The organism is Actinacidiphila glaucinigra (assembly GCF_900188405.1).
In the GTDB taxonomy this organism is placed as follows: Bacteria; Actinomycetota; Actinomycetes; order Streptomycetales; family Streptomycetaceae; genus Actinacidiphila; species Actinacidiphila glaucinigra.
In genome coordinates this window covers 18,062-36,973 of the sequence record NZ_FZOF01000015.1, presented here as the reverse complement: position 1 = coordinate 36,973, position 18,912 = coordinate 18,062, and the positions used below count along the sequence as shown (strand labels likewise).

Here is an 18,912-nt window from a genome sequence, read left to right as displayed (position 1 = left end):
GCCCGCCGGGTCAGGGCGCCACGGCCGTCAGGTACCGCTGGACGGTGGGCGCCAGCCAGGCCACGACCTCCTCGCGCGGCATCGCCGCGGCCGGGGGGAAGCGGAGCACGTACCGGCTGACGGCCATGCCGAGGATCTGCGAGGCCACGAGCACGGCGCGTTCCGCGGCCCGTCCGGGCTCCGGATCCGGGCACACGGCCGCGGCGACCGGTGCGAGCTGCCGCTGCAGGATCGAGCGCATCCGCTCGGCGCCGACCGGGTTGGTGACGCCGACGCGCAGCAGCGCGGTCAGCGCCTCGTCCTCCTCCCAGCGCTCCAGGAAGTGCGTGACGAGAACGGCCCCGACGTCCTCGGTCGCGACCGCGGCCACGTCCGGCATGCGCAGGTCGAACTCGGAGGCGGCGGCGAAGAGCCCCTCCTTGTTGCCGTAGTAGCGCATGACCATCGAGGGGTCGATGCCGGCGTCCCTGGCGATGGCGCGGATGGTGGCGCGCTCGTAGCCGTCGGCGGCGAAGCGGTCGCGGGCCGCGATGAGGATCGCCGCGCGGGTGGCGTCGGACCGGCGGGGGGCGGGGGGCGTCGCAGTCATGCCCACAACTGTAGGCCAACACCTGTTGACATCGCCAGAGGGGCCGGACTAGGTTTGCCAACAAGCGTTGACCAACAACTGTTGGCCCACAGACGTTGGCCCCAGGAGGCCGCCATGACCACCGAGCACCGCACCCAGCACCGCACCGACGCCACCCGTCGCTCCGGCACCGCGGACCACCCGGCCGGGGTCCTGGTCGTGGGGGCGGGCCCCACCGGCCTGCTGCTCGCCGGGGACCTCGCCGCCGCCGGCGTCCCCGTCACCGTCCTGGAGCGCCGCGCCCCGGGACACGGCAACCTGAGCCGGGCCTTCGGCGTCCACGCCCGCACCCTCGAACTCCTCGACGCCCGCGGCCTCGCCGACGAACTGGTCGCCACCGGCCACCGGCTGCGCGGACTGCGGCTCTTCCGCCGGCTCTCGCTGGACCTGACGGAACTGCCCTCCCGCTTCCCGTACCTGCTGATCACTCCCCAGTACGAGGTGGAGAGGCTGCTGGAACGCCGGGCCCGCGCCGCCGGCGTGCGCTTCGAGCACGGCGCCGAGGTGCTGGCCGTGCACCAGGACGACGGAGGCGTCTCGCTCGACGTCCGCGCCGCGGACGGCACCGTCGCCACCCGCCGCGCCGCGTACGCGGTCGGCGCCGACGGCCACCGCAGCGCCGTCCGGACCGCCCTGGGCCTGCCCTTCCCCGGCCGGTCCGTGATCCGGTCGATCGTGCTCGCCGACGTCCGGCTCGCCGAGCCGCCCCCCGGACTGCTGACCGTGGGCGGCACCGGTGACGCCTTCGCCTTCCTCGCGCCCTTCGGCGACGGCTGGTACCGCGTGATGTGCTGGGACCGCGCCGGCGAGCGGCCCGACGGCGACCCGGTCGGCCTCGACGAGGTCCGCGACATCACGCGCCGCGCCCTGGGCACCGACCACGGCATGGGCGAGGCCCGCTGGCTCTCCCGCTTCCACAGCGACGAACGCCAGGTGCCCGTCTACCGCGCCGGCCGCGTGCTGCTCGCCGGCGACGCGGCGCACGTCCACTCCCCCGCGGGAGGGCAGGGGATGAACACCGGCCTGCAGGACGCCGCCAACCTCGGCTGGAAGCTCGCCGCCGTGGTCCGCGGCAGCGCGTCCGACGCCCTGCTCGACAGCTATCAGGCCGAACGGCACCCGGTGGGCGCGATGGTGCTCCGCAGCAGCGGCGGCATCATCCGCCTCGCCATGGCCCACAACGCCCTCCAGCGCGCCTTGCGCGACGCGCTCTCCCTGGCCGTCGGGCACCTCCCGCCACTGCGCCGAAGGGCCCTTGGCGCGATCACCGGCATCGGCATCGCCTATCCCGCCCCGCGCGGCGCCCATCCCCTGACCGGCCGGCGCGCGCCCGATCTGCCCCTGCGGGAGGGCCGGCTGTACGAGGCCCTGCGCGCCGGCCGCTTCGTCCTCGTGAGCCCCGAGGGCCCCGCGGACGGCGCCGCCGACCCGCGCGCCGTCCACGTCACCCGTACGGACGGCGGCCGCACCACGCTGCTCGTCCGCCCCGACGGCCATGTCGCCTGGGCCGCCGAGGGCGCCGCCGCCGGGGGCCGCGCCGCCGCCCTCGCCGCGTGGGCCGGCACGGGAGGCTGAGCACACCGGCGGGGCTCCGGGGCCCGCGGATCCGCGGACCGCCCCGCGAGCGCCCGGCACCACCGCGCCTATGCTGCGAATGTGGGCGGGCACTTGCCCCTCCCGACCTCCCGAACGGCGAAAGGCACCACGACCATGAGCCCCCGTACCGCAGTCGTGACCGGCGCGAGCAGCGGCATCGGTGCCGCCACCGCCCGCAGGCTGGCCGAAGCCGGCTACCACGTCGTGCTCACCGCCCGCCGCGCCGACCGTCTGGAGGCGCTCGCCAAGGAGATCACCGCCTCTGGCCACTCCGCGGCCGCCGTCGCCCTCGACGTCACGGACCGCGGCGCCGTCGACGCGCTGGCCGCCTCGCTGGACCGGGTGGACGTCCTGTTCGCCAACGCCGGCGGCGCCCTCGGCGCGGACCCGGTCGCCACCGCCGACCCCGCGGACTGGCGCACGATGTACGAGGTCAACGTCCTCGGCGTGCTCAACACCGTCCAGGCCTTCCTGCCCGGGCTGATCGCCTCCGGCGACGGCACCGTGGTCGTGCTCTCCTCCACGGCCGCCTTCACCCCGTACGAGGGCGGCGGCGGGTACGTGGCGGCCAAGCACGGCGCCCACGCCCTCGCCGGCACGCTCCGCCTGGAACTGCTCGGCGAGCCGGTCCGCGTGGTCGAGATCGCCCCCGGCATGGTGAAGTCCGAGGGCTTCGCCCTCACCCGCTTCCACGGCGACGAGGAGAAGGCCGCCGCCGTCTACGCGGGCGTGGCCGAGCCCCTCACCTCGGAGGACATCGCCGACACGGTCACCTGGGCGGTCACCCGCCCGCCCCACGTCAACGTCGACCTGCTGGTCGTCCGCCCCCGCGCCCAGGCCGCCCAGCACCGGGTGCACCGGAAGCCGTAGCCGCCCGGCGGGATCACCGGCGCAGCGCGAGCAGGGTGCCCCGGGTGGCCACGACGACGTGCCCGGGGTGGCCGTCCGGGCCCACGGGGCGCAGCGCGCAGACGCGCCGGCTCACGCGGTCGTCCGCCGCCCGGTGGAAGACCGCCGCGGCGTGCACCGGGGCCGACGGCCTGGCGGTGGCCCGGCGTTGACCGGTGCTCCACAGCGGCGGCCGATGCGCGGGGCGAAGGCGGGCAGGGGCGAGCAGCCGCGCCCACAGCGCTCCGGGGCGCATCACCCCTCCACTCACCGGCGCCGTACGAACGGCGGGTCCGGGGCCCTTCACGGCCCCGGACCCGCCGTTCGTCCGCCGGGCTCAACCCTTCACGCAGACGACCTGCTTGAGCTTCGCGACGACCTCCACGAGGTCCCGCTGCTGCTCGATCACCTTCTCGATCGGCTTGTACGCACCCGGGATCTCGTCCACCACGCCCGAGTCCTTGCGGCACTCGACGCCCTTGGTCTGCTCCTCCAGGTCCCGCGTGGAGAACCGCTTCTTCGCCGCGGTGCGGCTCATCCTGCGGCCCGCGCCGTGCGAGGCGGAGTTGAAGGCGTCGGTGTTGCCGAGGCCGCGGACGATGTACGAACCGGTGCCCATGGAGCCCGGGATGATGCCGTGGTCGCCGCTGCCGGCCCTGATCGCGCCCTTGCGGGTGACGAGCAGGTCCATGCCGTCGTAGCGCTCCTCCGCCACGTAGTTGTGGTGGCAGGAGATGACCTCGTCGAAGGTGACCTTGGCCTTGCGGAACTCGCGCCGCAGCACCTCCTGGAACAGGGCCATCATGATCGCGCGGTTGCGCTTCGCGTAGTCCTGCGCCCAGAACAGGTCGCGCCGGTAGGCCGCCATCTGCGGGGTGTCCGCGATGAACACGGCCAGGTCGCGGTCGACCAGGCCCTGGTTGTGGGACAGCTTCTGGGCCTCCCCGATGTGGTACTCGGCGAGTTCCTTGCCGATGTTGCGCGAGCCGGAGTGCAGCATCAGCCAGACCGCGCCCTCCTCGTCGAGGCAGACCTCGATGAAGTGGTTGCCCGAACCGAGGCTGCCCATCTGCTTCGTCGCGCGCTCCCTGCGGAACCGGACGGGCTCGGCCAGGTCGTCGAAGCCGTCCCAGAAGCGGTCCCAGCCGGCGGCGGACAGGCCGTACAGCCGGGCGGGGTCGACGGCCTCGTCGTGCATGCCGCGGCCGACCGGGACGGCCTGCTCGATCTTGGAGCGGAGCCGGGAGAGGTCGCCGGGCAGGTCGTTCGCCGTCAGCGAGGTCCGCACCGCGCTCATGCCGCAGCCGATGTCCACGCCGACCGCGGCCGGGCAGACCGCGCCGTGCATCGCGATCACCGAGCCCACCGTGGCGCCCTTGCCGTAGTGGACGTCGGGCATGACGGCGAGGCCCTTGATCCACGGCAGCGAGGAGACGTTGCGCAGCTGCTGCATGGCCCCGTCCTCGACCGCGGCCGGGTCGGTCCACATGCGGATGGGCACCCGCACTCCGGGCACTTCTGTGTACGACATCTCGATCCCCCCTGGGTCGGACGGTGATTTCCATCAAGGCAACACAAACAACACGTCTCAACGGAAAGCGAAATAAAGGGCGAAAGCAGCTATACAGCCCCATGATCAGGCGACGGCCGCAGCGCGTGCGGTAGACATTGTGTCTACCCGTCGCCCACCCCCGCCAAGGGATTTACGCGGGCGCCGGACCGATCGCCGGAGGAAGGGGCCACCTCAAGTGCAGCCAACGGGAGACCGCGTGCACCGGATCCGGGGCCTGGTGGCCGCGGTGTGCACGACCGCGCTCGCCGCCGCCGCGCTGGCGGGGTGCACAGGCTCGGGCGGCACCGGGGACGGCGCACGCAACGGGGACAGCGCGGACGGCAGGCAGTCCACCCCGGCCGCCCCGCCCGGCCGGTACCGGGTGCTGCCCGAGCCGTGCGGCTCGCTGGCCGCCGGCACGCTCGAGAAGTTCGTCCCGGACGCGGACGACTACGCGGGCGAGGCGACCGTGACGTTCGACACGGACCGCAAGGCGGGCTGCAAGTGGACCGGCCGCACCGAGCTCGGCAACCGCTACCTCCACATCGACCTCGAGCGCGTCGTGTCGTACGACACATCCGTCAGCGACGAGAGCCAGGCCACGGCGGACTACGACAGCCGGGCCGCGGCGGCCCACATCCCGGCCGCCACGGCGCCGGCCGACGCCGCCGCCTCCGCGTCGGCCACCACGGGCCCGCCCGGCACGGAGGCCGGGAGCACCACGGCCTCGGGCGCCCCCTCGCCGTCCGTCACGGCCACCGGCGACACCTCCCCGCGCGCCCTGGACGACCTCGGCGACGGGGCCTTCCTCGACGACGTCCTCAAGAACCAGGACTCGGGACTCCACCGCGACATCGCCGTGGTCTTCCGCATGGCGAACGTCCTGGTCACCGTCGAACTCTCCCAGTGGTCAACGGACAAATCGGTCGAACCGCCCAGCGAGGAGCTGCAAATGGGCGCCCGCCAGGTCGCGGCCGAGCTGGCAGATCAACTCGACGAATGAGACGAAGCGCGTAGTCTGGCCGTTTGTGCCATGACATGACACGCAACGAAATGAGCGAAGGATCCATGCACCGATCAGCCCCGCACCTCGCCCGCCTGCTGGTGGGCGCGGCCGTGCCGGTGATGCTCGTCGCCGGCTGCTCCTCCGGCTCGGACTCGTCGAAGGACGACGCGCGGAAGGCGGCCGCCGCCTCGGCCCCCGCGTCGAAGTCCGCGTCACCGTCGCCCAGCGCCGTCGCCGCGAAGTACGCCGAACTCCCCGACCCCTGCCGGGTCATCGGCGCCAAGACCGTCAAGTCCCTGGTCCCCAAGGCGAAGAAGCCCGCGGGCACCCCCGCGCACTCCGCCGAGCGCGACGAGCGCGGCGGCTGCTCGTGGAACGGCCTGGACGGCTACCAGTACCGCTGGCTGGACGTCTCCCTCCAGCGCTACGACACGGTCGCGGGCCTCGGCTCGGCCGAGGAGCAGGCGAAGGAGCGCTACGCCGAGCAGGTCGCCGAGGCCGCCCGGGCCAAGGGCGCAAAGAGCGCCCCGGTCACGGTGGACGGCGTGTGGGACGCGGGCACCGCGGTCACCTCGACGGCGAAGAAGGACAAGGAGGAGTACCGGGACGTCACGGTCGTCGCCCGCACCGGGAACGCCGTGCTGGTGCTCACCTACAACGGCGCGGGCCTCGAGGACGCGAAGACCCCGGCCGGCTCCGGCCTGAAGGCCGGCGCGCTCAAGGCGGCCAAGGAGGCGGCCACCGCGGTCGCGGCGGCGAACGCGTAACAACTGCGGGATCCGCTGTACCGATTCACCACGTTTGGGCAACCTGCCCGTTGCCCCGTGTGGCAGGCTGGGCAGGCCAGTTTCCGAGCCTGGGAGGGTCGCGGGTGTCCGCGATACGCATGAACCGGACGCACCGGATCCTGATCGGTGTGGTCGTCACAGGCGCGGTGGTCATCGCCGCGATCGGCTTCGCGGGCTCGTACGCGGCCGTGCGCGAGCTGGCGCTCCGCAAGGACTTCGGCTGGTTCGCCAACGTCTTCCCGATAGGCATCGACGCCGGGATCGTGGTGCTGCTCGCACTCGACCTGCTGCTGACCTGGCTGCGCATCCCGTTCCCGCTGCTGCGCCAGACGGCGTGGCTGCTGACGGCGGCCACGATCGCCTTCAACGGCGCGGCGGCCTGGCCGGACCCGCTAGGCGTCGGGATGCACGGCATCATCCCGATCCTCTTCGTCGTCTCGGTGGAGGCGGCCCGGCACGCGATCGGCCGGGTCGCCGACATCACCGCCGACAAGCACATGGAGTCGGTCCGGCTCGCCCGCTGGCTGCTGGCCCCCTTCGCGACCTTCCGCCTCTGGCGGCGCATGAAGCTGTGGGAGCTGCGCAGCTACGACGAGGTCATCCGGGTCGAGCAGGAACGTCTCGTCTACCGCGCCCGGCTGCGCGCCCGCTACGGCCGGGCCTGGCGCCGCAAGGCCCCGGTCGAGTCCCTGATGCCGCTGAAGCTCGCCCGGTACGGGGTGCCGATGGAGCAGACCGCGGCCATCGGCCTGGCCGCCGCGGGCATCGACCTCCCGTCCCCCGCGCCCGCCGCCGCACTGCCCGCCGCCCAGCCGGCCCCCGCGCCGGATCCGGGCCCCGAGCCCGAACCCGAGTGGCAGACCCCGGAGCAGGCCCCGGAGCCGGTCGCGGTCGAACCGCAGGTCCAGGTCGAGCACCGGGCCCCCGCTCCCGCCTCCGCTCCCGCGCCGGAACCGGTGGCCGATCCGTACCAGGCGCCGGAGCCGTACCAGCAGCCCGCCCCCGCGCTCGAACCCGTCACCGCCCCGGTCGGCGCCGGGAACCGCCGCCGTGCCCTCGCCGACGGCAACGGCGTGATCCCCACGCCCCGCGCCGAGTTCGCCCCGGAGCCCGAGCCGGACTTCTACCCCGAGCCCGAATCCGAGCCGGAGCCCGTCACGGAGGACACCTCCCGCGAGGAGATCTACGACCGCGCGTTCCGGGCCTACCACCAGCAGTTCGGCAACTTCCCCAACGCCCGCCAGTTCGGCCTGATCCTGCAGGACCGCTACGGCATCTCCAGCCCCAACGGCGGCCCGCTCAGCGAGAGCACGCTGCGCCCCTACGTCCGCGAACTGCGCCGCCGGCTCGAACTCGACGGCCAGTACGCGTCGTAGCGCCTCAGCCGGCGGCCGGAGCGGCGGCCGGTGCCAGCGACGCGACCACGTCGGACGCCGACAGCAGCCGCACCCGCGCCGCGTCGAGGGCCGCCGGGTGCAGCGCGAACACCTCGCCGCCCTCGGCCACGGCGACGTCGCCGCGCAGCAGGTACGCCAGCCGCGCCGCGTCCGGCTCCGCACCGTCGGCGGGGTCGGCGTACGGCGAACCGATCCGGGCCGCGAACTCCGCCACCGTCTCGGCGGCACGGCGCCGGTAGGCGGTGGTGGAGCCGTCCGCGTGGCGCAGCAGGACGGTCGCGGCGCGGGCCGCGGCCTGCCAGACGGCCAGTTCGCCCAGCCCCACCCGGGCCCCGGAGGCGAACATCCCGGTGAGGCCCTCGGCGAGCGCGGCAAGGCCGTCGCCGTGCCGCGCCACGGAGTGGCAGGTGCCGGTGACGCCCTTGGCCACGTCCAGCCACCGCATCGTGCGGCCCGCCACGTCGATCACCAGCGGCACGCTCGTGCGCGCCCGCCCGGTCAGGTCGTAGCGCTGCTCGACGGCGCGGGCGTCGAACACCGGCCCCGCGTCGCCCGGTTCGTCGCGCAGCATCAGCCCGGCGAACGCCTCGTCCAGCTCCTCGAACGGCACGTCGTTGAACGAGAAGACCAGCGCGACGAGATGGCGCACCCCGGCGTCCGCCAGGGCGTCCAGGTCCAGGTCGACGAACTCACTGGCACCGTCCGGGGCGGGGGCGCTGGTCAGGTCACCCGAGTGCACCGCGGCGCCGTCGCCGAAGCGCAGGGCCGTGTAGTCGCAGTGGCCCACGCGCCGCCAGTCGGCGTCGAACATGGCCGTGGACAGGTCCAGGTCGGTCCGCCCGGACCGCTCGCTCTCCGTCCAGTGCAGGAACAGCCGGATCGTCCGGCCCTCCGGCACGGGCAGTTCGCTGCCGCGCGGCAGGGTCACCAGGGCGCGCGAGGCGGTGCGCTCGGTGAACGGAGCGATCAGGCCGTCCAGTCCGGCGTCCACGACGGCAACCTCGACGGCCTCCCGCTCCGCCGCCCGCCGCAGCACCTCGCCGTGGAGCACGGCCACGGCCCTCTCCCCCGCGCCGGCGTCGATCGGCAGCCGGTCGTCGTCGGCCAGATGCGTCTTGGCGCTGCCGCCCTTCGGGAAGAACACCCTGGTTGCGGCCGCCTGCGGACGGCTGCGGATCTCGCCGAGCGCGGACAGCAGCACCGCGGGCGACACCTGCGGCACCGCCGTCTCCAGCGCTGACAGCACGACGTCCGCCTCCGCGGCCCCGGAGAGCCGCAGCAGGTGGTCGAGCCGGCGTACGAACTCGCCCGGCCGCTGCGCCAGCAGCGCGACCGCGGCCGGTACGTCCATGGCGTCCAGCGCGGCCTCGACCCGGCCCGCCCGGCCCCGCACCCGTACCGTCGTCCCGGTCGCGTCGACCTGCGGCGCGGCGTCGGCCGCCGCCCGCAGCGTCGCGGTCAGCGCGTCGCCGTCCGCGAGGCGGGTGTCGCGCAGCGCCGCCACGGCCAGGGCGGCCCGCGGGAAGCGGTCCGCGTGCTCGAAGGGGTGCAGGCGCTCGGCGACACGCAGCCACGCGTGCCGGTGGCGGCGCATGTCCTGCGCGGCCAGGTCCGGCGCCAGGCCGTCGAGCACCCCGAGCAGGGCGCGCCGCAGCGGCCGCGGGACCGCGCCGAAGCGCGGCAGGTCCACGAGGCCGGGGTCACCGCCCGAGCGGACGGCGAGCAGCCGCAGGACGTCGGTCGCGGTGTCGATGCGCGCGGCGGCGGCCGGGACGGTGGTGGCGTACGCGGCGGGATCGGCCAGCAGCCAGGCCAGCACCCGGGCCTTGGTCTCCCGGCCGGGGATCCGCTCCGGCAGCCAGGACAGCCCGTCCCGGTCCCGGGTGCCCAGCAGCGCCACGAGGTCGTCGGCGTCCTGCGGGCTCAGCGCGCCGGTACGGGCGAGGAGCCCGCCGATCTCGCGCTCCGCGTCGGCGTCCCGCGCCGCGAGGTCGCCGCCGTACTGCAGCACGCGCAGCCGCTCGGGCAGGGCACGCCGAAGCGCGCCGAGGCGCCGGGGCCTGCGGGGCCGCAGGAAGGGGTCGTCCGCGTCGATCCGGCGGTGGCAGACCGGGCACGCCGAGAAGTCCGCGCCGTCGAAGCAGGAGCGGCACACCAGGTGCGCGCAGGGCGAGACGGCGTGGACGGTGCCCTGCGTGCCGCACAGCACGCACGGCTGCTCCGGGTGCTGGAAGAGCAGGGTCAGGACCCGGTCGGCGTAGAAGGCGAAGGTGTCCCGCGGGGTGCTCGCGGGGAAGTCGCGGAACAGCGGCTCGTGGGGCCGGTCGGCGCCGAGCGCCTGGTCGGCCTCGGCCAGCAGGGCACTCCCGGCGGCGGTCAGCGCGGCCTCGCTCCGCTCGGTGAGCGCGGCCCGCAGGGCGGGCGCCATCAGGTAGCCGCGGTCGAGCAGGTCCGCCTCCAGCAGCGCCACGCCCGCCGCGGTGGCGAGCGAGGGCCCGGTCGTCGCGGCCGGCAGGTGGACGGCTCCGCGGCGTGCGAGCAGGACGCCGGCGAGCGTGCGCGGCGCGGTGGTGGTGGCGGTGGTGGTGGCCGTGGACATCCCTGTGTCTCCCCCTGGTGGACGTGCCGGGGCGGGAAGTGGGCGCGCTGGAATCGATCGCCGAAGGCGATTTCGAGGAGAAGGAAGCACGCCCGGGAGCCGCCCCGGGGAACCGGTGGTCCCGTGCCCGGTCCCCATGTCCGGGCCGGTGACGCCGGTCGCGTACGCGGGGCGGGAAGCCGGAGCGCTGGTTCATTGGAATGGAGAGAAGGAAGCACACCGTGAGCCGCCCCGCGTGCGACGACCCTAGCGCGGGCACCCCTCCACCGCGTTCGAATATTCACGCCCCGTACGCGCGACGGCGGCGGGTGGCCGTGCCACCCGCCGCCGCCGTGTACGCGTCCGGCTCAGCTCGCCGCGAGCAGCTCCCGCACCCGGTCCTGACCGACCGCCAGCAGCAGCGTGGGCAGCCGCGGACCGGTGTCCCGGCCGACCAGCAGCTTGTAGAGCAGCGCGAAGAAGGAGCGCTGGGCGACCTTCATCTCCGGCGTCGGCTTGGCGTCGGGCGCGAAGCCCGCCTGGATCTTCGGCACGCCGTAGACCAGGGTGGTCAGCCCGTCCAGCGACCAGTGCTCGGGCAGCCCGTCCACCAGCAGCTTCAGCGCCTCCCGCTCCTCGCCGGACAGAGCCGCCAGGGCCTTTGCGTCCGGCTCGGTGCGCACCTGGGTACGGGCCTCCGGCTCGACGTGGGTGTTGACCCAGCGCTCGGCGCAGTCCAGCCGCGGCCGGGCCTCGTCCAGGGAGGCCAGCGGCTGCTCCTGGTCGAAGTCGCGCAGGATGCGCAGCGTCTGCTCCTCGTCCCCGGTCGTGATGTCCACGACCGAGGCGAGGGTGCGGTACGGCAGCTTGCGCGGCGTGGTGGGCAGTTCACCGCTCGCGGTGCTCGCGGCCCGCGAGTGCACCGCGAGGTCCACCGGCGCGGCCGTGCCCTCGGCGACCTTGCGCTCCAGCGCGTCCCACTCGTCGTAGGTGCGGGAGATCTCGTCGCCGAAGGAGATGTTGAACGCCTGGTTGGGCCGGCGGCGGGCGTACAGCCAGCGCAGCAGCTGCGGCTCCATGATCTGCAGCGCGTCGGCCGCGATCGGCACGCCGCCCTTGGAACTGGACATCTTGGCCATGCCGCTGATGCCGACGAAGGCGTACATCGGGCCGATGGGCGGCTCGGCGCCGAAGATCTCGCGCACGAGCTGCTGGCCGACCATCCACGAGGAGCCGGGCGACTGGTGGTCGACGCCGGAGGGCTCGAAGTCCACGCCCTTGAAGGCCCAGCGCATCGGCCAGTCGACCTTCCAGACCAGCTTGCCGCGGTCGAACTCGCTCAGCCGCACGGTCTCGCGGTTGCCGCAGTCCTGGCACTCGTAGGTGAGGTCGGTGGTGTCGTCGTCGTAGGCGAGGACCGTGGTCGTGTCCTTGCCGCAGGCCGAGCAGTACGGCTTGTACGGGAAGTACTCGGGGGCCTGCGCGAGCGTGGCCTCCTCGTCGTCCTGCTCCTCGCCGCCGCCCTTCTTCTTCGTCCGGTAGCGGCCGAGCACCTCGTCGATCCGCCGGCGCTCGCGCATCGCGTGCAGGATCTGCTCGCGGTAGGCGCCGGAGGTGTACTCGACGGTCTGGCTGATCTCGGTGACCTCGACGCCCAGCGCCGCCAGCGCCTCGCGGAACGGGGCCTTGAAGTGGTCCGACCAGGTCTCGTACGAGCTGCCCTCGGGCGCCGGCACGGAGGTCAGCGGCTTGCCGATGTGCTCGGCGTACGACGGGTCGTATCCGGCCGGCACCTTGCGGTACCGGTCGAAGTCGTCCCAGGACAGGATGTGCTCGCAGGGCACGCCACGCCGCTTGATCTCGTCGGCGACCAGGTGCGGGACCATGATCTCGCGCAGGTTGCCCAGGTGGATCGGGCCGGAGGGGCTGATACCCGAGGCGACGATGATTTTCTTGCCCGGAGCCCGACGCTCGGCTTCCGCGATGACGTCGTCCGCGAAGCGGGCGACCCAGTCGGCCTCGGTGCTCTGAGCCACTGTCTCGACTTCCTTCCACCTGTGCAGCGGGTAGCGCGGTACCCGGCAATTGTCCCAGAGAAAAATGAGTGGTAGCGCGTGGGATACTGAGGGTTGATCTCCGATCCCTCTCAGGAAGCACCCATCCCATGGCCTCGGTCAACTCGCTTTCCGCCTCGATCCAGCAGCGCGTCGCTGACGCCCTCGGTGCCGACCCGCTGCTGCGACGTAGCGACCGGGCCGACTTCCAGGCCAACGGCGTGCTGGGCCTCGCCAAGCGGAACAAGGCGAACCCGCGCGAGCTGGCCGCCCAGGTCGTCGAGGCCCTCCCGGCCGGCGACGAGCTGATCGCCGCCGTCGAGGTCTCGGGACCGGGCTTCCTCAACATCACCGTCTCGGACGCCGCGATCACCCGGACGCTCGCCGCCCGGGCCGCCGACGACCGGCTCGGCGTGCCCGTGAAGCCGGAGCCCGGCACCACGGTGATCGACTACGCGCAGCCGAACGTGGCCAAGGAGATGCACGTCGGCCACCTTCGGTCCTCCGTGATCGGCGACGCCCTGGTCAAGATCCTCGAGTTCGAGGGCGAGACGGTGATCCGCCGCCACCACATCGGCGACTGGGGCACCCAGTTCGGCATGCTCATCCAGTACCTGGTGGAGCACCCGCACGAGCTGGACCACGGGGCGTCCGAGGCCGGCGAGGAGGCGGGCGAGGCCTCCATGTCGCGCCTCAACCGGCTCTACAAGGCCTCCCGGACCGTCTTCGACTCCGACGAGGAGTTCAAGACCCGGTCGCGCAAGCGCGTCGTCGACCTGCAGGCCGGCGACCCGGAGACGCTGGCGATGTGGCAGCGGTTCGTGGACGAGTCGAAGATCTACTTCAACTCCGTCTACGACAAGCTCGACATCGAGATCCGCGACGAGGACGTCGTCGGCGAGTCCGGCTACAACGACATGCTGGTCGAGACCTGCAAGCTGCTGGAGGAGTCCGGCGTCGCCGTGCGCTCCAACGGCGCGCTGTGCGTGTTCTTCGACGACGTCAAGGGCAAGGACGGCGAGCCCGTCCCGCTCATCGTCCAGAAGGCCGACGGCGGCTTCGGCTACGCCGCGACCGACCTGTCCGCGATCCGCGACCGCACCGCGGCCCTGCACGCCGACACGCTCCTGTACGTCGTGGACTCCCGGCAGGCCCTGCACTTCAAGATGGTCTTCGAGACGGCCAAGCGGGCCGGCTGGCTGACCGACGAGGTCACCGCGCTCCACATCCCGTTCGGCACGCTGCTCGGCAAGGACGGCAAGCCGTACAAGACGCGGTCCGGCGAGACCTTCCGGCTGGTCGACCTGCTGGACGAGGCGGTGGAGCGGGCCGCGACCGTCATCCGGGAGAAGTCCTCGGAGCTGACGGACGAGGAGGTCGCGGACCGCGCCAAGGAGGTCGGCATCGGCGCGATCAAATACGCCGACCTGTCCACCTCGCTCGGCCGGGACTACGTGTTCGACCTGGACCGGATGGTCTCGCTCAACGGCGACACGAGCGTGTACCTCCAGTACGCGTACGCCCGGAACCGCTCCATTCTCCGCAAGGCGGGCGACGCGAAGCCGGTCGCGCACCCCGAGCTGCCGCTGGCCCCGGCCGAGCGGGCGCTCGGCCTGCTGCTGGACGAGTTCGCGGAGACCCTGGCGGGCGTCTCGGAGACGTACGAGCCGCACAAGCTGGCCTCGTACCTGTACGCACTGGCCTCGGCGTACACCACCTTCTTCGACCAGTGCCCGGTCCTGAAGGCCGAGACCCCCGAACTGCGGGAGAACCGCCTCTTCCTCTGCGACCTGACCGCCCGCACCCTGCGGCAGGGCATGGCGCTGCTCGGCATCCGCACGCCCGAGCGCCTCTGACGCGCCCCGCGTCCGTACGACGGCGGCCCCGGCGGGAGTGATCACTCCCCCCGGGGCCGCCGTTGTCAGTGGCCGGCCCTACATTCACGGCCATGGCGATGCTCCCCAACCAGCTCCCGAAGCTCGCGCAGGACCCGGCCGGCCGGTCCCTGGGCCTCGAGCTCCCGCCCGGCACGCTCGTCGACGCCACGGGCGACGGCCGCCCGCACGAACCGCTGCTCTGGCACGCGAACGGGCCCGCCGAGCCCGGCTCCTGGGAAGGGCTGCTCCCCGCGCGGATGTCGGCGGGGCTGCACCCGTTGCTGCTCTCCATGGACGGGGCGCTGCCCGCCACCAGGGACCTGGACCCCCGGGCGATGTCCTATCCGGGCGACCACGAGGCCGACGAGGTCCTCGCCGACCTCTGGGGCGACGAGGAGGAGTCCGACGAGGACGACGCGGACCTGACCGCCCCGTTCGGCCGGACGTGGCCCGGCCTCGCCCCCGCGCGGGAGTTCGAGGCCGATCCGGACGTCAGGGCGGCCGAGGTCGCCGCGTCCGTGGTCGAGGCGGGGTGGTTCAAGGACCCCCGAGCGGCCCTCGTCCCCGCCCGGCGCAGCGCCGACGTCCCCGCGGCCATCGGCTGGACGGGACCGTGCAACCACGAGAACGACGTGGCCCGGCTCTGTTCCGTCCTGCGCTCCTGGGAGGAGCGCTTCGGCGTGCGCGTCGTGGCCATTGCCTTCGACGTGCTCGTGCTCTCCGTGGCCGCGCCGCCGGCCTCGGTGGACGAGGCCGAGGCCGTGGCCGCCGAGCACTTCGCCTTCTGCCCCGACAACGTCACCCAGGGCAGCGGCTCGCTGCGCGCGTACGCCGAGTCCCTGGTGGGCGCGCCCGCCTGGTCCTTCTGGTGGGACTAGGCGGTGCCGTCGGCCGGGCCCGAGTCACGGGTGTCCTTCCCCGCGGTGGAAGGACACCCCCCGAGACGACCCGGTCAGAACCGCTCAGCGGTGGAAGTGCCAGCGGTGGTCGTGACGGTGGTGGCGGTGGTGCCAGCGCGGGTGGTGCCGGTGGTGACGGTGGTACCAGCGGCCGTCACGGCCCCGGTCACGGCGGAACTCGCGGCCGTCACGGCCTCGGTCACGGCGGAACTCGCCGCCTCGGCCGCGGTCACCGTCGTACCGGTACTCGCCGCCCCGGTCGTTTGTCGCCTGGGTCGTGTGCGACACCGCCGCCGTTGGCGGCGTTGCGGCGCCGGCAGCGCCGGCGCCGCCCAGAAGGACGGCGGCAGCGACGCCCAGCGCGGCGGCGAATCGGGGAATCCGCATCGCGGTTCTCCTTTCACGGCGGAGGCCCTTGTGCCTCCGCCTGCTGTGGACTTGCTGTGAACTTCCCACCGACTTACGCCGTTAAGTCCGAATCGCCACCAACGCCACTTGATGTAATGAAATGCCGGGCAACCTGGAACCGCGCCGTCCACATCCGCGTCCTGCGCGCGATCATCTGTGGGTACCGCGTCCGGGCAGCGCGGGAAGAACGCCGCCCACCCTGCTTCGGCAGGTCACCGCCCGGGCTGCAGCCCCGGCCGGGCATGATCACTCCTCTGCCGCCGATCACACCCGGTCAGCGGCCCCGGGCACGGCAGCGCCCGCGCGGAGGGGACGCCCCATGTTCGCTGCGTACGCCGCGACCTGACCGCGCGTGAGCCGCGCCCCGGCCCGGCGGGACAACCGCGCCGGGCCGGCGCCGGTAGGGCCGACGGCCGCGGGCTCAGAGCTGCGCGGCCACCTCGGTCGCCCAGTAGGTGAGGATCAACTGCGCGCCCGCGCGGCGGATCCCGGTCAGGGTCTCCATGATCGCCCGGTCGCGGTCGATCCAGCCGCGCTCGGCGGCCGCCTCGACCATCGCGTACTCGCCGCTGATCTGGTACGCCGCGACCGGCACGTCCACCGACTCGGCGACCTTCGCCACCACGTCGAGGTACGGCCCCGCGGGCTTCACCATGACCATGTCGGCGCCCTCGGCGAGGTCCAGCGCCAGCTCGCGCAGCGACTCCCGCTGGTTCGCCGGGTCCTGCTGGTAGGTCTTGCGGTCGCCCTTGAGCGAGGACCCGATGGCCTCCCGGAACGGCCCGTAGAACGCCGACGCGTACTTCGCCGTGTACGCCAGCACCGACACGTCCTGGTGGCCGGCGGCGTCCAGGGCGCCCCTGATGACGCCGACCTGACCGTCCATCATGCCGCTGGGGCCGACGACGTGGACGCCGGCGTCCGCCTGGACCCGGGCCATCTCCGCGTAGCGCTCCAGGGTCGCGTCGTTGTCCACCCGGCCCTTGGAGTCCAGCACGCCGCAGTGGCCGTGCTCGATGTGCTCGTCGAGGCACAGGTCGGACATGACCACCAGGGCGTCGCCGACCTCGCTGACGACGTCGCGGATCGCCACCTGCAGGATCCCGTCCGGGTCCGTGCCGGGCGTCCCCACGGCGTCCTTCTTCTCGTCCAGCGGCACACCGAAGAGCATGATGCCGCCCACTCCCGCCTCGGCCGCCTCCACGGCGGCCTTGCGGAGGGTGTCACGGGTGTGCTGGACGACGCCGGGCATCGCGGAGATGGGCACGGGCGCGTCGATGCCCTCGCGCACGAAGACGGGGAGGATCAGCTCGGCGGGGTGCAGCCGGTTCTCGGCGACGAGGCGGCGCATCGCGGGCGTCGTGCGCAGCCGGCGGGGCCTCGTACCGGGGAACTGACCGTATCCGCTTCCGTTTCCGCTCATCACCGCGCCGCGCCTCTCTCCGTCCCGGGCCGTTTCCGCGTTCCACGGTACGCCCGTACGCGCCGTGCTCATGCCGACCCGTTGTCGGCCCGGGAACGCGACGGCCCCCGGCTCCGCAGGGAGCCGGGGGCACGTGGTACGCGGGCGGTGGGCCCGTCAGACGCGGGCCCTGCGCCGCGAGCCGGGACGCCGCTCGCTGGGACGCGTGACGGGGTCGCCCGCGGCGATCGCCGTCTCACGCCGCCGGACGCCGAAGTCCGCCAGCGCCTGCGCGAGCGCGTGGACGGACGGCTCCGGGGCCATCACGTCCACCCGCAGCCCGTGTTCCTCCGCGGTCTTCGCGGTGGCCGGGCCGATACAGGCGATCACGGTCACGTTGTGCGGCTTGCCCGCGATGCCGACGAGGTTCCGCACCGTGCTGCTCGAGGTGAACAGCACCGCGTCGAACCCGCCGCCCTTGATCGCCTCACGGGTCTCCGCCGGCGGCGGGGAGGCCCGCACGGTCCGGTAGGCGGTGACGTCGTCGACCTCCCAGCCGAGCTCCACGAGCCCCGCCACGAGCGTCTCCGTCGCGATGTCGGCGCGCGGCAGGAAGACCCGGTCGATCGGGTCGAAGACGGGGTCGTAGGGCGGCCAGTCCTCCAGCAGGCCCGCTGCGGACTGCTCGCCGCTGGGCATCAGGTCCGGCTTCACACCGAAGTCCACCAGCGCCCCGGCCGTCTGCTCGCCCACCGCCGCGACCTTGATCCCGGCGAAGGCACGCGCGTCGAGCCCGTACTCCTCGAACTTCTCACGGACGGCCTTGACCGCGTTCACCGAGGTGAAGGCGATCCACTCGTACCGTCCGGTGACCAGACCCTTGACCGCGCGCTCCATCTGCTGCGGGGTACGGGGCGGCTCCACCGCGATCGTGGGCACCTCGTGCGGCACGGCGCCGTAGGAGCGCAGCTGGTCGGAGAGGGACGCGGCCTGCTCCTTGGTGCGCGGGACGAGCACCTTCCAGCCGAACAGCGGCTTGGTCTCGAACCAGGAGAGCAGCTCGCGCCGCGCGGTCGGCTCACCGACCACGGCTATCGCCGCGATGGGGCCCTCCGGCGTGGGCAGCGCCTTGGTCGCCTTCAGCTCGGCCGCAATCGTGGACAGCGTGGCCGTCCAGGTGCGCTGCCGGGTCGTCGTGCCGGCCACGGTGACGGTCAGCGGGGTGTCCGGCTTGCGGCCCCCGGAGACCAGCTCCGCCGCGTTGGCGGCGACCGTCTGCAGGGTGGTGGAGACGACCAGGGTCGCGTCGCTCGCGCCCGCCTCGTTCCAGCACCGCGCCGACGCGGTCGCGGCCTCCACGAAGCGCACGTCGCCGCTGAGCGGCACACCCGCGTACGCGGGCACGCCCACGGCCGCGGCCACGCCCGGCACGACCTCGAAGGGGATGCCGGCCTGCGCGCAGGCGAGCATCTCGCCGGCGGCCGCGGAGTCGAGTCCGGGGTCGCCGGCGATCGCACGGACCACCCGCTTGCCGGTGCGCGCGGAGGCCGTGAAAAGCTTGGCCGCGGCGGCCGAAGGGCTCAACTCCCCCTCGGCGTCGCCCGGCTGCGCCGTGTCCACGCCCGGCCGGGCATGGGTCCGTACGACGTCCAGCACATGGCCGTCGGCGACCAGGACGTCGGCGTGGGCGAGCGCCTCGACGGCGCGAAGGGTCAGCAGCCCGGGGTCACCGGGCCCGGCACCGAGGAAGGTGACGTGCCCGAGGGCGGAACCCGGCATATCCGTGCCCGCGGTCCCGGTGTGGCCCGCGGTGCCCGCGGTACCCGTCCTGCCTGCCGG

Annotated in this window: 15 protein-coding genes; 7 read left to right on the top strand and 8 right to left on the bottom strand. The window is 73.7% G+C overall.

Annotated elements, in window-relative coordinates; genetic code table 11:
- Positions 1-10: 10 nt before the first annotated feature.
- The gene (locus CHF15_RS26090; RefSeq protein ID WP_089226457.1) at positions 11-589 is read right to left on the bottom strand and encodes a TetR/AcrR family transcriptional regulator; all 579 of its coding nucleotides are present in this window, start codon (positions 587-589) and stop codon (positions 11-13) included.
- Positions 590-703: 114 nt separating this feature from the next.
- Here CHF15_RS26090 and CHF15_RS26085 point away from each other — a divergent pair, with 114 nt between their 5' ends.
- Complete coding sequence (locus CHF15_RS26085) at positions 704-2,203, top strand: FAD-dependent oxidoreductase (protein WP_089226328.1); 1,500 nt, start codon at positions 704-706, stop codon at positions 2,201-2,203.
- A gap of 135 nt (positions 2,204-2,338) precedes the next feature.
- Positions 2,339-3,094 (top strand): SDR family NAD(P)-dependent oxidoreductase, encoded by a 756-nt coding sequence (locus CHF15_RS26080; protein WP_089226327.1) that lies wholly within the window; start codon positions 2,339-2,341, stop codon positions 3,092-3,094.
- A gap of 13 nt (positions 3,095-3,107) precedes the next feature.
- Here CHF15_RS26080 and CHF15_RS26075 read toward each other — a convergent pair whose 3' ends face one another.
- Both CHF15_RS26075 and CHF15_RS26070 read right to left on the bottom strand, forming a co-directional pair.
- Positions 3,108-3,368 (bottom strand): hypothetical protein, encoded by a 261-nt coding sequence (locus tag CHF15_RS26075; RefSeq protein ID WP_089226326.1) that lies wholly within the window; start codon positions 3,366-3,368, stop codon positions 3,108-3,110.
- Between the two features lie 81 nt (positions 3,369-3,449).
- A complete protein-coding gene (locus CHF15_RS26070; protein ID WP_089226325.1) occupies positions 3,450-4,643 on the bottom strand; it encodes an RtcB family protein in 1,194 nt (397 codons plus the stop codon).
- Between the two features lie 238 nt (positions 4,644-4,881).
- Here CHF15_RS26070 and CHF15_RS26065 point away from each other — a divergent pair, with 238 nt between their 5' ends.
- The 3 genes from CHF15_RS26065 (at position 4,882) to CHF15_RS26055 (ending at position 7,834) form a co-directional block, all read left to right on the top strand.
- A complete protein-coding gene (locus CHF15_RS26065) occupies positions 4,882-5,667 on the top strand; it encodes a hypothetical protein (RefSeq protein ID WP_245939050.1) in 786 nt (261 codons plus the stop codon).
- Between the two features lie 65 nt (positions 5,668-5,732).
- Positions 5,733-6,437 (top strand): DUF3558 family protein, encoded by a 705-nt coding sequence (locus tag CHF15_RS26060; RefSeq protein ID WP_089226324.1) that lies wholly within the window; start codon positions 5,733-5,735, stop codon positions 6,435-6,437.
- Between the two features lie 119 nt (positions 6,438-6,556).
- On the top strand, positions 6,557-7,834 hold the full coding sequence (locus CHF15_RS26055) for a DUF2637 domain-containing protein (protein ID WP_089226455.1): 1,278 nt from the start codon (positions 6,557-6,559) through the stop codon (positions 7,832-7,834).
- A 4-nt stretch (positions 7,835-7,838) separates the two neighbouring features.
- Here CHF15_RS26055 and CHF15_RS26050 read toward each other — a convergent pair whose 3' ends face one another.
- On the bottom strand, positions 7,839-10,454 hold the full coding sequence (locus tag CHF15_RS26050) for an MXAN_6230/SCO0854 family RING domain-containing protein (RefSeq protein WP_089226323.1): 2,616 nt from the start codon (positions 10,452-10,454) through the stop codon (positions 7,839-7,841).
- A gap of 347 nt (positions 10,455-10,801) precedes the next feature.
- A complete protein-coding gene (gene lysS, locus CHF15_RS26045) occupies positions 10,802-12,469 on the bottom strand; it encodes a lysine--tRNA ligase (RefSeq protein ID WP_089226322.1) in 1,668 nt (555 codons plus the stop codon).
- Positions 12,470-12,597: 128 nt separating this feature from the next.
- On the opposite strand from lysS, the gene argS reads away from it, so the two are divergent.
- Both argS and CHF15_RS26035 read left to right on the top strand, forming a co-directional pair.
- Positions 12,598-14,343, top strand: coding sequence for an arginine--tRNA ligase (gene argS, locus CHF15_RS26040; RefSeq protein WP_089226321.1), 1,746 nt, complete (start codon positions 12,598-12,600; stop codon positions 14,341-14,343).
- Between the two features lie 92 nt (positions 14,344-14,435).
- The gene (locus tag CHF15_RS26035; protein ID WP_089226454.1) at positions 14,436-15,242 is read left to right on the top strand and encodes a DUF4253 domain-containing protein; all 807 of its coding nucleotides are present in this window, start codon (positions 14,436-14,438) and stop codon (positions 15,240-15,242) included.
- Positions 15,243-15,326: 84 nt separating this feature from the next.
- Here the strand turns inward: CHF15_RS26035 and CHF15_RS26030 are convergent, their stop codons facing one another.
- From CHF15_RS26030 to CHF15_RS26020, 3 genes are all read right to left on the bottom strand, one after another.
- A complete protein-coding gene (locus CHF15_RS26030) occupies positions 15,327-15,650 on the bottom strand; it encodes a hypothetical protein (RefSeq protein WP_089226320.1) in 324 nt (107 codons plus the stop codon).
- 442 nt (positions 15,651-16,092) lie between these two features.
- Entirely contained in the window at positions 16,093-17,094 is a 1,002-nt protein-coding gene (gene hemB / locus CHF15_RS26025; protein ID WP_089226319.1) for a porphobilinogen synthase, read from the bottom strand.
- Positions 17,095-17,250: 156 nt separating this feature from the next.
- Positions 17,251-18,852 (bottom strand): bifunctional uroporphyrinogen-III C-methyltransferase/uroporphyrinogen-III synthase, encoded by a 1,602-nt coding sequence (locus tag CHF15_RS26020; protein ID WP_089226318.1) that lies wholly within the window; start codon positions 18,850-18,852, stop codon positions 17,251-17,253.
- Positions 18,853-18,912 lie beyond the last annotated feature (60 nt).